Source organism: Natronomonas sp. (assembly GCF_028274965.1).
GTDB lineage: Archaea > Halobacteriota > Halobacteria > Halobacteriales > Haloarculaceae > Natronomonas.
In genome coordinates this window covers 45418-57883 of record NZ_JAQCNO010000056.1, presented here as the reverse complement: position 1 = coordinate 57883, position 12466 = coordinate 45418, and the positions used below count along the sequence as shown (strand labels likewise).

The following is a 12466-nucleotide window of genomic DNA, read 5'->3' as shown; positions in this document are numbered from 1 at the left end:
GGGGCCGGTGACGCTCTCGGAGCTCGCCGAGCAGGTCGCCGCGTGGGAACACGACAAGGCGGTCGCCGAGGTGACCTCCGCGGAGCGAAAGCGGGTGTACACGTCGCTCCAGCAGACGCATCTCGACCGGCTGGCCGAGGCGGGGATCGTCTCGTTCGACGGCGACGAGATCGAGTTGACCGAGAAAGCCGAGGAACTGGAGGTGTATCTCGACATCGTTCCCTCGGGGTCGATCCCGTGGGGGATCTACTACCTCGGGCTGTCGGTGCTCGCGGGGATCGTGCTGTTCGGCGTCTGGATCGGCTTCGTGCCGACGGAGACCGTTCCGCCGCTCGGGTGGGCCGCGATCGTGCTGAGCGGGTTCTTTTTTTCCGCGGTCGGGCAGGTGCTTCAGAGCCGCCGGTACCGGCTCGATCGCCTCGAAAACCCCCCGTGAGCACAACTTTTAAAAGGCGTGTGTGTGATTGTGTCACGACGTGATCGCGCGCAGGACGGTGCTCCTCGGGGTCGCCGTTTCGACCGCCGGGTGCGCCCGAGGGTCGTTCGGTGGCCTCGGCGGCGGGGGACTCGGCGCGGACGAGCGCGGTGAGATCGTCGAGACGTACGACGCCGGCGTCCAGAGAGCGAACGAGGGCGCAGAGACGCGCAACGAGGGCATCGCCGCGTTCAACGATCGGCGGTACGGCGACGCCACGAGGGCGCTGTCGACCGCGGGCGATCGCTACGCCACGGCGACAGAGCGGTTCCGCACGGCCGTCGAGATGGCCAAGGAAAACGAGGTCCCGCCGGCGACGCGGATCTGCGAGGAGGCGGCGACGCACGCCGACGCGATGGAACGCTCGACCGCGGCGGCCCTAGAGGGCGCCGTCGCCGCCGACGAGAACGAACCGCCGGACGTGATCAACGGACACATCGAGACGGCCCGGGAGCTACAGTCCGAGGCCGAGGAGTCGACGATCGCGGACCCCGAGGAACTCCTCGGCGTGCTCGAAGCCGACGGGTAGTCGATCGGCTCTGCGGCCGTATGGGTCGGCTTGAACCGCCTCAGGACCGCCAATACAAAGTGCGTACGAGGCGAACACTCCTGTGAGCACGCGCCAACGCCGGTCGGGGCCGGGGCGAACGGCCCGGTCCGCCCCGATCGGCTGGCGACAACGCGCCCATGGGACGGAAACGAACGCGAAGCCGCAGCCGGGGTCGATCGAACGGTCCACTCAGCCGCCGGACCCTGTTGATGGCGCTCGGCGGCGGCGCTCTCGGCGCGACCGGATTCTTCACCACGGGGGCGTTCGACTCGGTCGCCGGCAGCCGCCCGTTCGACGTCGCCACCTCAGAGGACGACTCCGCGCTGCTCGGCGTCGACATCAAGGATCCGTCCGGGCGGAGCGGTCAGACGGTCACGCTGTTGGAGCTGACAAACCGGTTCGACGAGCCGTTCGAATCGATCGACGCCGAGGCCGTCTCCGCCGGGGGCGGCGTGACGCTGAGAAACGTTGGAACGCCCGGATACCTCTCTCCGGGGAGTTCCGCCCCGATCACGGCGGAGTTGTCCTGTAGCACCGACACACAGGGCACCGTCGACGTCGCGATAACCGTCTCCGGACCCGACCAGTCCGTCGATCTCACGCGGTCCGTCGAGGTCAGCTGTACGAGCCCCGATCGGGACGTGTGCGCCTCGCGCACTCCGCCCGGCTGTACGGTCGAGGAGTTCCCGAACGGGAAGACCGACTGCAGCGTCGTGGTCGGGACGGTCGACGACGTCCCGCGTCGGATCAGCGGCGGAACCAGGATCGACGGCGCCGTCGACATCAGCGTGAGCGACGAACTCACCACGGCGCTGTCCGGCAGCGTCGGGGAGTACCTCGCCATCGACGGGACCGATTCGATCGAGTTCTCGACGAGCGGCGGGTCAACGATCGGCGGCGTCGTGCAGCTCTCGTCGTCCGGGTCGGTGACGGCGACACTCAGGGGGTCGGTCGGCGAAGGGGTCTGCGTCGAGGAGTCGGGCGAACTCGACGTGAACGTCGGCGGCGGCGGCGCGGTCAACGGGCCGCTCTCGCTGGCTTCGAGCGACGAGGTCGACGTCGATCTCACCGGACGCGCGGCAGTCGGGGACGTGTCGGTCGAGTCCACCGACGGGGTCGAACTCACCGTCGCCGACGGGTCGACGATCGACGGGGACCTCGCGATCGATGCGTCGGGCGGGGTAGAGCTGACGCTGAACGGCGACGGGCGGGTGCGCGGGGACGTGACGATCACGAGCGACAGCGAGGTCACGGTCAGTCTCTCCGGGAGCGCGGCGATCGACGGGAGCGTGACCGTCAGCGCCGACGACGAACCCGGCGTCGAACTCGAGGGAAGCGCCTCGATCGCGGGCGACGTCACCTTCGAGTCGGGCGAGGACCCGAGCGTTTCGGACTGTTCGGCGGTCGGCGGCAGCATCTCGCCCGCCGCCGCGTGCGACGACGGCGACGATGACGACGACGATGATGATGACGACGACGATGATGATGACGGCGACGACGATGACGACTGAGCGGTTGTGGCGTCAGCCCTCGGCGGTGATCGTCAACTCGAGTTCCGCCGCCGACTCCGGGAGATCGGAGAGCCCCGACGCGCCCTCCGGGAGGAGATCGACGGAGAGGCCGAACTCGACGCCCTCCCCGGGGCCGAGGCCGCCGTCGGGGGTCAACGCGTACCCCCCGTCCGTCTCGGTGACCCCCTCCTCGGAGACGATCGCCAGCGCGTCGGCGACGCGTTCCTCGGCGGCCTCGAAAGTGAACGTCAGCTCCTCGATCGGCAGATCGCCGTCGTTCAGCGCCCGGACGATCCCGCCGAACTCAGAAAACGCGTTCCGGTTTAGCTCCTCGATGAGTATCTCCTCGACGGGGTCGCCCTCGGCGTCGGCGTCGACGTAGGCCCCGTCCTCGCGGGCGGCGACGAGCCGGAGTTCGGAGACCACGACGACGCGCATGTCGGCGTCGGCCGCCACGCTCGAACTGAACGCCCCCGCCGACACGACGGCGCCACCGGTAGCGGCCGATCCGAGCCCGATGATCGCCTGTCGTCTCGTTGGCATGGTGAGCAACGCGGCGGTACCGTCCGCGCTCGTTACGGAATCTATGACCCCGATCCGTTTTGTATTGTCGGTCTTGCCGGGCCGAAAGCAGTGCTTGAACCGCCGCGGGACGCTCTTCAGGCCGGGGCATACGCGCTCGGAGCCCGTTCAAGCGCCCCAATACAAAGTGGGTGGGTGTCTATGGTGTAGGTATGGCAAGCAGACGAACGGTACTCGTCGGACTCGGTGGATTGGTCGCAGGCGGCGGCGCACTGATCGGGACCGGCGCGTTCGATACGGTGGAAGCGGAGCGAACGGTGAACGTCCAGACGGCCGGCGACGCGTCGGCGCTGCTCGGACTCTCGCCCGCCGACCGCGACGGTGACGGTAACAACGCGTACGTGAGCGAACCGGGCGATGGAACCATTAGCATCGCTCTCGATGGCCTCGACGACACGGACGCTGGCGGTATCAACCAAAACGCGAGAACGGTCCTCCGAAACCTGGTGACGGTGGCGAACCAGGGGACCCAGAACGTGGGAAGCCTGACCCTCGAGTTCACGGGCGAGCCCGAGGGCGACAGCGACATCACCCTCGATGACACGTTTAGTTTCCCGGTAGACGAGGTCGACGACGACGGGACGGACATGGTCGACAACGGCGGTGACGTCCTGTCCGGCGACAACAGTGTCGCTTCGTCGCTCTCATCCGGGGAGAGTATCAACTTCGGGATCGAGATCGATCTCCTCGAGGGCGGCACCGAGGACGGCGATCTGCCGAACGGGGACTACACGCTCACGATCACGGCCGAAAGCACCGACGACAACTAACCGAAACGAACGCTCACGCCTATCTACCTTCGAGTAACGGACTATCGACGGGGATGCACCCATGGTTTCGAGACGACAAACGGTTCTCGGGCTGGGGGGCCTACTTGCCGGCGGCGGCGCGCTCGTAAGCACCGGCGCGTTCGATACGGTACAGGCCGAACGCGCCGTCAGCCTCGAAACTGCGAGCGACGAGAACGCGCTGTTGTCCTTAGAGTCGCTCGACGAGGACGTCGTCGATCCCGACGCCGAGTTGATCGAGTTCGAGATCCCCGGGCGCTCGTCGGTGACCTACGAGGAACTCGTTCTCGTCACGAACCGCGGGACCCAGACGGTCACGTCGCTTCGCTTCGAGTTCGTCGTCGAGGGCGCCGAGCAGCCGGACGGGGACGTCGAAGAGGCGCTGCGGATCGTCTCGGGGAGCGACGGAACCCTCGTCGAGATCGACGCCGTCGACGAGCGCAACCTGATCGCCGAAAGCGGCGCCGGCGACGCCGGCGACGACCGACTCGAGCCGGGTGAGTCGATCCCGTTCGGAATGCGGATCGATCTCACCGCGGCCGAGATCGACGAGATCAGCGGCGACCCCGACGTCACGCTGCGGATCATCGCCGAGAGCGGGGAGACGGAGGGCGACAGCGGTTCCGAAGGGGAAGGAAAAGAAGGAGAAAGCGAGGGGGTCGACGTCGACCTGACGGCGGGGCCGACGGTGTCGACGGGGCCCGAGCGCGCGATCGAGTTCACCGTCAGTACCGAGGACGCCGCGACCGTCGGCGGGTTCAACCTCGGAGTCACCGCACGGGGCGCGAACGAGCCGACCTCGTTCGATGGATTCAGTATCAAGGCCGGCTCGGAGACGGTCGTTTCCGATAGCACCGGCGGCGACGTCGGCGCGAATGTCGGACACGCCTCAGTCGGTTTCAACGACAGCAGCGACCTGAGCTACGCCCTCGAAGGGTTCGATCGGAACCCCGCCTCGGGCAACTGGACGATAGAGTTCTCGCTGCTAAATCAAAACGACGCCGTCCTCGGCGGGTTCGACGCGGAACTCGAGCAGGGTACCGGAGGGGGCAGCTGAGACGCGCCGGTCGGTCCCGGAACGCCGACCACCCGAGCGCGCCGACTCCACCGGATTATTTACTCCCGGAAGCCGCCCGTCCGGACGTCGATGTCTGATCGTACCGCCGTCCTCGTCGTCGAAGACGAACCGGAGTTGGCGACGCTGTACGCGGAGTGGCTCGGGGAGCGCTACGAACTCAGAACGGCGGCTGACGGGACGGAAGCCGTAGAGCGCTTCGACGAGGACGTCGACGTCGTGTTGCTCGATCGGCGCATGCCGGGCATGAGCGGCGACGAGGTCCTCGGCGCGCTCAGGGGGCGCGGAACGGAGTTTCGCGCCGCGATGCTCACGGCGGTCGAGCCGGATCTCGACGTGTTGAAACTCGACATCGACGAGTATGTCACGAAGCCGGTCGATCGCGAGGAACTCCTCGGGCTCGTTGCGGACCTCGAACGCCGGAACGCGATCGAGGGCGCGATCGATTCGTACCTCTCGTTGCTCTCGAAAAAGCGGGCGATCGAGGCCGAGCGCCCGGCGCAGGAGCTGTCCGAGGACGGCCGCTACGAGGCGCTCCAAACGGAACTCGTGGGGCGCCGGCGCCGGGTCGGCGAACTGCTGGCCGAGTTCGACGCCACCTTCGAGGAGCCGACTGAGGAGGAACCGCCCGGGGCTGAGGAGACCCGCAGGGACAGGGTCGAGACGTGGAACGCGGTGTCCGCGCCGGCCCGATACGAGGTCCGCACGAGGGAGTTCTACGCGCTGTGGCTCCTCGCGGCCGCGACCTACGGGTTCGGCGACATCGTCTCGACGACGGTCGCGGTCTTCTCGACGCCGGGCGTCTCCGAGGCCAACCCCGTCATCGCGACGGTGTTACGGAACTTGGGGCTCCCGGGGTTTCTGCTCGCCAAGCTGTTGGTGTTTCTGGTGTTGCTCTCGATCAGCGTCCAGGGCGCCCGCACGAACGATCGGTTCTCGTACTACTGGCCGCCGCTCGTGGCGACGGCGCTCGGCGCCGGGCTGACGGCGTGGAACCTCTGGCTGTTCGTCGGGTCGGGCGGGCTCTGATCGGGTTCAGAAGTACCGCCGCAGTCGGCGGCGGATCCGCTCGCCGAGCGGGCGGTTTCTGTCCCGCGAGCGGAACCGGAGCGGCTCGAACCCGACCGCCACGACGAAGACGGCCGTCACCGCCGTGGCGATGACCAGATCGATCGCGGCGATGGCGACGAAAGGGTGGATGCCGTGGAGCGCGATGATCACCGAGACCGGGAGCAGTTGGAGGTACTGCCGCTCGGAGATCGCCCTGAGATACACGCCCGTCTCGTCTGGGGCATAGATTGTCGCCGTCGTCCCGAGCTGTTCGCCCCGCGAGACGACGAGGGTGCTCTCGGAGACGTCGACGCCGTTGCTCGCCGGTTCGATCAACACCACCTGCGGGATGTAGCCGTCGTTCGAGACGTTGTACTCGAGCGTCTGGGTGCCGCCGCGTTCGATGACGGTCGGGTCCCCGCTCGGGGACTCGGAGCTGACGATGGTGATCTCGTTGGTCCCGGAGGGGATCACCATACTGGCCGTCGCCGGGCCGACGATCAACAGGATGACGACGGCGAGCACGGTGAACGCGCTCACCGCCCCGCCGCGGGAGCGCGAGCGCGATCGGTCGTTCCCGCCGGACGAGCGCACCCCCGAAACGAAGCTGTACGCCAACAGCAACACCCCGGTGGCGGTCATCACCGATCCGACGTTCCCGTCCCCGAGCCCCGAAAGGCCGGGGATCGCCGAGAGCGCCCCGATGGCAGACGCGAGCGCCCCCTGAAGCGCCAACGCGGCGGTTCCGATGTAGGGTATCCGGACGGGATCGCCGCCGGACATCCAGGCGACGGCGACGACCTGTGAGTCCTGTACCGGTGGCTCCGGGCCGTCCTGATCGGTGAAGGGGTTCGCGTCGCCTTTCGTGATGTAGCCCTCGTCGGTCACGGCCTCGACCCGGTGGGTCGTCAGACCGCCACCGCCGACCTCCCGGGCCTCGAAGGTGATGACGTCGCCCTCCTCGATGTCGTCCGCGACGGCCGGCGGGAGCGCGACGAACCCGTCGCCGGGGTTGAGCGTCCCCGACATGCTCCCCGTCACGACGAAGCCGAGGAGGATCGGCTGGCCGAGCTGCTGGCCGACGAGCATCGCGAGTACGACCGCTACGACCAGAAGCGTCAGCGCCGAACCGGCCGACGATCGAAGCCCCATGCGCGGATCTATGAGGTCGTACGGCCGCGCTCCGGTTATAAATGTCGGGGCAACCCGGGCGCGCGGTCCGGTCGTCCGACCGTCCGGTCAGCCCATCTCGACGTCGATGTCGCCGTCCGCGGAGAAGCGGACGGTCGCCTCGAAGAGCGGCCGGAGGGTCTCGAGGACGATCTCGTCGTGTAGCTCCGGGTCCATCTGGTAGTAGCCGACCACGTCCGACGAGCCGAGCCGCCCCTGGAGCGTGTTCAGGAACCGAAACAGGGTCTTCGTCCCGACGTGTTGGTGCAGCGCCGACAGCGTGTGAACGCAGAACACCGTCCGGTTCGGTCGCGCGTCAAGTTCCGAGAGCAACTGCGTGGCGACGATCCCGAGTTTCGAGAGATCGCCCGGCCTCGAGACCCGCCTGATCCTGACGGCCTCGGCGCCGATCTCGTCGGCGATCCGCTCGGCGTCCGGGGCGCGCTCGCGGCTCCGGCCGACGCGTACCACCGCGACCGTCGCGCCGTTCCAGTCGTCGGCCTGCCGACAGACCGACCGCCAGTCGATCGGCGAGGCGTCGAAACTGACGAACAGCGCGTTCCGACTCCCCTCCGAGCCGACAAGGAACCGCCCGCAGACCGCCTCCGAAACCGGGCTCCCGGACGGTCCGAGCGCGAACACGCTGGCAGAGTCGGCGACACGATCGAGGCCGTCGATGCTCGCGTTTCCGGGGTCGGCTTCGGGCTCCGACGGCGCGGGATCGTCCGACTCCCGTGAGAACCGCGCCCACCTGTTCGCCGGTTCGGGGGCGTCCGAAGGATCGTCCGCTTCAGCGTCGTGCTGTCCGGAGCCCCGATCGGACGCGTCGTCGGGCTCTTGCTCCGCGATCGCCGGGCTCGACCGGAGCCGTTCCCACCGCGATCCCGTTTCGGGGTCCGGCTCCGGTTCCGGATCGGAACTGGAATCCGAGTCAGGATCGGAGTCGGAGTCGAGTCCCGAGTCGGCACCGAACTCAGGGTCGTGGTCGGGGGCGATGTCGGGATCGCCGTCGGACCCCGGATCGGCGTCCGCCGCGAACCCGTCGTCCGGGTCCGGCTCGCGCTCCGCCGTCTCGTCGCCGGAAGCGGCGCTCGCCTCCTCGGACGCGTCCGACGCCGGACGATCCCCCTCCGGACGGTTCCAGAGCCGTTCGGATCCGGCGTTTTCCTCGGCGGCTTCCGGGGATCGCCGCGGCGTCGAGTCCGCCCCGTCTCCGGGGCCGGGACCGGGGCCGGCGTCCCTTCGATCCGTCTTTCCGTCGGGGACCGAGGCGTCGTCGCTCCCGGTTCCGTCCTCCGGCGTACGCCCCCGTGGCGACCCCCAGACCCACCCATCGAGGTCCGCGTCTGTCACATCGGAGTCCGGGCCACCGGAGCGTCGACCAGTCGACCCGCCCTCACGATCGCGGTCGATGTCAGGGCCGGGGACCGAGGCGCCGTCCGACCCGGAGCCGTTTCGGGACTCGTCGGCCGGTCGCTCTCGGGAGCGCCGGAACCGATCCCGGAGCGCGCCGAACCGGGATTCGGACGCCTCGTCGTCGGCCGCGTCCCGTTCGTCGTCCGAAACGGCCGGCCCGCTGTCGTCTTCGGTCATCTCGGGCTGTCACCGTCGATAGTCGGCCCCAGGGATGGGCGGGCGATCCCGGACCGACCGGTGGGGGTCGCTCCGCTCGGAGCCGGGGCGCACGCGGCCCGCGTCGATCGGCCGGATGGGGCTGTTGTCACGGCGCTGTGATCAGTACTCCCGGGGAGGTCCGGCCTCGAGGATCGGGGGTTTGAACGGGTTCCAGCCGCTGTCGGTCAGTCCCTCGAACCGGCCGTTGCAGTTCGGGCAGCGGGGCGATTCGAGCAGCCCGATGTCGATCGCCTGGTTACAGTTGCCGCAACTCGCGTTTCGCTCCTCGTTGAGCAGCGCCTCCGTCTTGAGGTCCTCGAGTTGCTCCCGCTCGCTCTCGCGTTCGGTGAGCGGGGGGACGTCCTCGCGGTAGGACTCGGAGACGTCCTCGATTCGGTCGTCGATCTCCTCGATCGAGCCGAAGAGGTCGCCGAAGAGCTCCTCGATGCTGTCGAACTCCCGTTCGATGCGGTCCTCGAGGGCCGCCTGTTCCTTTTTGACGGCCTCGATGTCGTCGTCGATGGCCGTTATCGCCGCGTCCACGTCGTCGTCGCGGACGAACTCGTCGCGTTCGGATTCAAGTCGCCCCACGCGATCGAGCGCGAGCTGGAGGTTATCGGAGAGCCGTTCGACGTTGGAGTCCTGGCGCTCGCGCAGCGTCGCCAACTCGGCTTCGATCTCTTCGATCCGATCGAGCTTCTCGAGGTCGGCCTCGATTTCGTCGATCCGATCGAGTTTCTCGAGGTCGGCTTCGATCTCCTCGAGCCGGTCGAGCTTCATCAGCTCGGACTCGACCTCCTCGAACTGCCGCAGCATGTAGGAGATGATCGCGATGAGGCTCCCGTCCACCGATCCGGCGGCGTCCGCCGACAGCTCCGGTGCCGACGATCCGGCCTCGTCGCGCTGTTCGAGCGTTCTGACGGCCGACTGGAGCGTTCGGACGTTGTCCTCGATCTCCTCGAGGTACGCCGGCGAGAGCGACTCGACCATCTCCGCGACGGCCTCTCTGTCCGCGCCGAGGTCGTCGGATTCGGCTGCCCCCGTCGCCCCCGTCTCGGCTCGGTCCGCGTCGGGGCGTTCGTTCTCCCGTTCCGGCGAGCCCGGCTCGGGGACCCCCGCGGTGCGGTCGGAGTCGGCGCCGTCGACGAGCCCGGTCAGCTCGTCGAGGATCCAGTACGACGACAACATCTGGTTCATCAGTTCCTGTCGGGAGACGCCCTTGTTCTCGGCGGCCTGTGTGAGCCACGCCTCGAACGACTCCGCGCCGACGGTATCTGCGTCGTTCGTCGAGGGATCCGGTTCGTTACTCATTGGACGAGCACCGGGAGAGACCAATCCCGGGGTAATTTGCGTAAACATCCTTGAAACGCGTCAGTAAAATACCTACCGGTGACGACGGACGACGCGCGTCACACGGTTGCCCGCAGAACCGGGCGTTCGGCCGGAACGCCCCGGCGTGCGGTTCAGCGTCGGCGAGCGCGATCGTAGCGATCGGGCCCTCGACAGCCCCCTCAGCCGTCGTTCGTCCGGAAGTTCACCCACGAGTCGATCGTGGTCGCGTCGGTCGCGTGGTAGTAGACCATGTCGCCGTCGAGGACGCCGTAGGTGTCCAGTTCGTCGTCGTATATCACCCGCTTTCCGGTGTCGATGGCGATGTCCACGAGGTCCTCGAGGGAGTTGATGTAGACGTACTGCTTGCCGGCGTCGGTCGGGAAGTCGCCCTCCGAGATCCACTCGTCGTACTGCGAACGGTGGACCTCGGTCTCCAGCGCCTCGACGTCGACCGTCCGGCTCCACGAGGCGAGTCTGACCCCGCCGGCGACCGCCCCGAGTCCGGCGACGACGAGCGCAACGACTACGGGCACGTTCGGGGACTGCTCGTTAACGCGAGGTTCGGTCGTCCGGCTTTCGGTCTGGCTCGCGGCGAGGTCGCTGCTCGCGAGCCAGTAGGCCCGCTCGGTGAGTTCGAACTCGCTTTGGGTCGTCAGCGTCCCCTGGTACGTGCCCCCCTCCGTCGAGGGCGCCTCGTAACTCGTCCGGAGGCGGATCCCGGTCGTGACCGTCCCCGTGCCGGTGATCGCGTTCCGCACCTCCGCCGTGCGCTCGGCGACGGCTGGGATGTCGAGCGTCGTTTGGGCCTGTACGAGGCCCTCTTCGGTCGTCTCCGTTCGGTCGATGCGCGTCGTCTCCTCCTCGAAAAAGGTCGTCTCCCTGAACGTCGCCTCCCGGTAGACGGTCAGGTTGTGCTGTACGGTCACCGCCCGGTCGTCGGGGACGGTGGCGTTGACGGTGATCCGCAGTTCCGGCGTCCCGTTGAGAAAGTACACCGGCTGGTTCCGCACGGTCCCCGGCGGCCGGTACAGCGGCGTCGGCTCGACGACGTCCGCGCTGTGTTCGATCTCCGTTTCGAACTCCTGGACGTCGACCTGCTGGGAGGGGACCTCCTCGGTCGGTGGCGTCGTGTAGACGTACCCCCCCGCGGCGATCGCGGCGATCCCGAGGACGACGACGACGGCTCCGAGAGCCCTCCCCGAGACCGCGAGCTGGCGTTTGATGCGGGCTGACGTTGACATTGGTGCCTTCGCTTCGGGGCCGATCGCCCCGGTTTCGGCCGTTATCCGTCGCCTACGACAGCCGGTATTAAAAGCCCCGTGGAAGGCCACGCCACGCGCCGCCGCGCCGGCACCGGGCGTCGGGACGGACCCTCCGCATCCGGCTCCGATCGTCCGCGTTCGCCCGGATCGTCGGGCATCCGCCGGCGGCGAAGGTTTTAATCGCTGGCTTCGAGAAACGGCGGGTAGTATGACCGATCCGGTACGACTCGACATCGAGGACGGCGTCGCGACGCTCACCCTGAACCGACCCGACAACCGCAACGCCCTCAGCGCCGACATGTCGGCGGCGATCGTCGAGGCGGTCGACGAGGCGGAGGCGGCCGACGGCGTCCGCTGTCTCGTCGTCACCGGGACGGAGGGGACGTTCTGTGCGGGCGGCGACGTCCAGTCGATGACGGAGATGCTGAACGGATCGGTCCCGCTGCACGAGGGCGTCGAGAAGGTCCAACTGGAGACGAGCCGCGCCATCCAGCGCGTCGCGGAGTTTCACCTCCCGACGATCGCAAAGGTCGATGGGGTGGCCTACGGGGCGGGGGCGAACCTCGCGATCGCGACCGACATCACGCTGGCGTCGGCCGACGCGCGGATCAGCTTCGGCTTCCGGCAGGTCGGCCTCGCCGTCGACACCGGGACGTCGTACCTCCTGCCCCGGCAGGTCGGCGTGAGCACGGCCAAGGAGCTGGTCCTGACCGGCGAGTTACTCGACCCGGAGCGAGCGGACGATCTCGGGCTGTTCAACCACGTGTTCGAGGACGACTTCGAGGCGGAGGCGGACGCGTTCATCGAGCAGATCGCCACCGGCCCGACGATCGCGCTCCGGACCTCGAAACAGCTCATCGAGCAGGGCTTCGAGACGTCCCTGAAGGACGCGCTCACCAACGAGGCGGCCGCGCAGGCCTCCGTCTTCGCCACCCGCGACCACGAGGAGGGCGCAACGGCGTTCCTCGAGGGCCGCGAACCGGAGTTCGAGGGCCGCTGATCGGCCGCGATTAACGCTGTTCGGCCAGAGGGGCAATCTATTTTTCATTGGAACGAC

Annotated in this window: 12 protein-coding genes; 7 read left to right on the top strand and 5 right to left on the bottom strand. The window is 68.2% G+C overall.

The genetic code is table 11. The features are described 5' to 3' along the window. The 3 genes from Q0916_RS08985 to Q0916_RS08975 form a co-directional block, all read left to right on the top strand. A partial coding sequence (locus Q0916_RS08985; RefSeq protein ID WP_299236750.1) for a DUF7344 domain-containing protein occupies positions 1-436 on the top strand: 436 nt, incomplete at its 5' end. Positions 437-476: 40 nt separating this feature from the next. Further along, positions 477-1004, top strand: coding sequence for a hypothetical protein (locus Q0916_RS08980; RefSeq protein ID WP_299236748.1), 528 nt, complete (start codon positions 477-479; stop codon positions 1002-1004). Between the two features lie 230 nt (positions 1005-1234). Continuing rightward, a complete protein-coding gene (locus tag Q0916_RS08975; protein ID WP_299236747.1) occupies positions 1235-2536 on the top strand; it encodes a hypothetical protein in 1302 nt (433 codons plus the stop codon). Between the two features lie 12 nt (positions 2537-2548). Here Q0916_RS08975 and Q0916_RS08970 read toward each other — a convergent pair whose 3' ends face one another. Continuing rightward, positions 2549-3079 (bottom strand): hypothetical protein, encoded by a 531-nt coding sequence (locus Q0916_RS08970; RefSeq protein WP_299236746.1) that lies wholly within the window; start codon positions 3077-3079, stop codon positions 2549-2551. Positions 3080-3270: 191 nt separating this feature from the next. Between Q0916_RS08970 and Q0916_RS08965 the strand changes: the two genes are divergently transcribed. The 3 genes from Q0916_RS08965 (at position 3271) to Q0916_RS08955 (ending at position 6010) form a co-directional block, all read left to right on the top strand. After that, positions 3271-3888 (top strand): hypothetical protein, encoded by a 618-nt coding sequence (locus Q0916_RS08965; RefSeq protein ID WP_299236745.1) that lies wholly within the window; start codon positions 3271-3273, stop codon positions 3886-3888. A 61-nt stretch (positions 3889-3949) separates the two neighbouring features. Beyond that, positions 3950-4963 (top strand): hypothetical protein, encoded by a 1014-nt coding sequence (locus Q0916_RS08960; protein ID WP_299236744.1) that lies wholly within the window; start codon positions 3950-3952, stop codon positions 4961-4963. 90 nt (positions 4964-5053) lie between these two features. Further along, positions 5054-6010, top strand: coding sequence for a response regulator (locus tag Q0916_RS08955; RefSeq protein ID WP_299236743.1), 957 nt, complete (start codon positions 5054-5056; stop codon positions 6008-6010). Positions 6011-6016: 6 nt separating this feature from the next. Here the strand turns inward: Q0916_RS08955 and Q0916_RS08950 are convergent, their stop codons facing one another. From Q0916_RS08950 to Q0916_RS08935, 4 genes are all read right to left on the bottom strand, one after another. Next, complete coding sequence (locus tag Q0916_RS08950) at positions 6017-7183, bottom strand: signal peptidase I (protein ID WP_299236741.1); 1167 nt, start codon at positions 7181-7183, stop codon at positions 6017-6019. 87 nt (positions 7184-7270) lie between these two features. Then, a complete protein-coding gene (locus Q0916_RS08945; protein WP_299236739.1) occupies positions 7271-8794 on the bottom strand; it encodes a DUF7504 family protein in 1524 nt (507 codons plus the stop codon). 141 nt (positions 8795-8935) lie between these two features. Beyond that, positions 8936-10126 (bottom strand): hypothetical protein, encoded by a 1191-nt coding sequence (locus Q0916_RS08940; protein WP_299236737.1) that lies wholly within the window; start codon positions 10124-10126, stop codon positions 8936-8938. A 200-nt stretch (positions 10127-10326) separates the two neighbouring features. Next, entirely contained in the window at positions 10327-11388 is a 1062-nt protein-coding gene (locus Q0916_RS08935) for a DUF5305 family protein (RefSeq protein WP_299236735.1), read from the bottom strand. A 229-nt stretch (positions 11389-11617) separates the two neighbouring features. On the opposite strand from Q0916_RS08935, the gene Q0916_RS08930 reads away from it, so the two are divergent. Further along, positions 11618-12409 carry an enoyl-CoA hydratase/isomerase family protein gene (locus Q0916_RS08930; RefSeq protein WP_299236733.1) on the top strand — a complete coding sequence of 264 codons (792 nt, stop codon included), beginning with the start codon at positions 11618-11620 and terminating at the stop codon, positions 12407-12409. Positions 12410-12466: the final 57 nt, after the last annotated feature.

Bases quoted from the DNA above. Each gene is read 5' to 3' on its own strand.
- Q0916_RS08960 (WP_299236744.1), top strand. From the start codon at position 3,950: ATGGTTTCGAGACGACAAACGGTTCTCGGGCTGGGGGGCCTACTTGCC.
- Q0916_RS08970 (WP_299236746.1), bottom strand. From the start codon at position 3,079: ATGCCAACGAGACGACAGGCGATCATCGGGCTCGGATCGGCCGCTACC.
- Q0916_RS08965 (WP_299236745.1), top strand. From the start codon at position 3,271: ATGGCAAGCAGACGAACGGTACTCGTCGGACTCGGTGGATTGGTCGCA.
- Q0916_RS08940 (WP_299236737.1), bottom strand. From the start codon at position 10,126: ATGAGTAACGAACCGGATCCCTCGACGAACGACGCAGATACCGTCGGC.
- Q0916_RS08955 (WP_299236743.1), top strand. From the start codon at position 5,054: ATGTCTGATCGTACCGCCGTCCTCGTCGTCGAAGACGAACCGGAGTTG.
- Q0916_RS08950 (WP_299236741.1), bottom strand. From the start codon at position 7,183: ATGGGGCTTCGATCGTCGGCCGGTTCGGCGCTGACGCTTCTGGTCGTA.
- Q0916_RS08930 (WP_299236733.1), top strand. From the start codon at position 11,618: ATGACCGATCCGGTACGACTCGACATCGAGGACGGCGTCGCGACGCTC.
- Q0916_RS08975 (WP_299236747.1), top strand. From the start codon at position 1,235: ATGGCGCTCGGCGGCGGCGCTCTCGGCGCGACCGGATTCTTCACCACG.
- Q0916_RS08935 (WP_299236735.1), bottom strand. From the start codon at position 11,388: ATGTCAACGTCAGCCCGCATCAAACGCCAGCTCGCGGTCTCGGGGAGG.
- Q0916_RS08945 (WP_299236739.1), bottom strand. From the start codon at position 8,794: ATGACCGAAGACGACAGCGGGCCGGCCGTTTCGGACGACGAACGGGAC.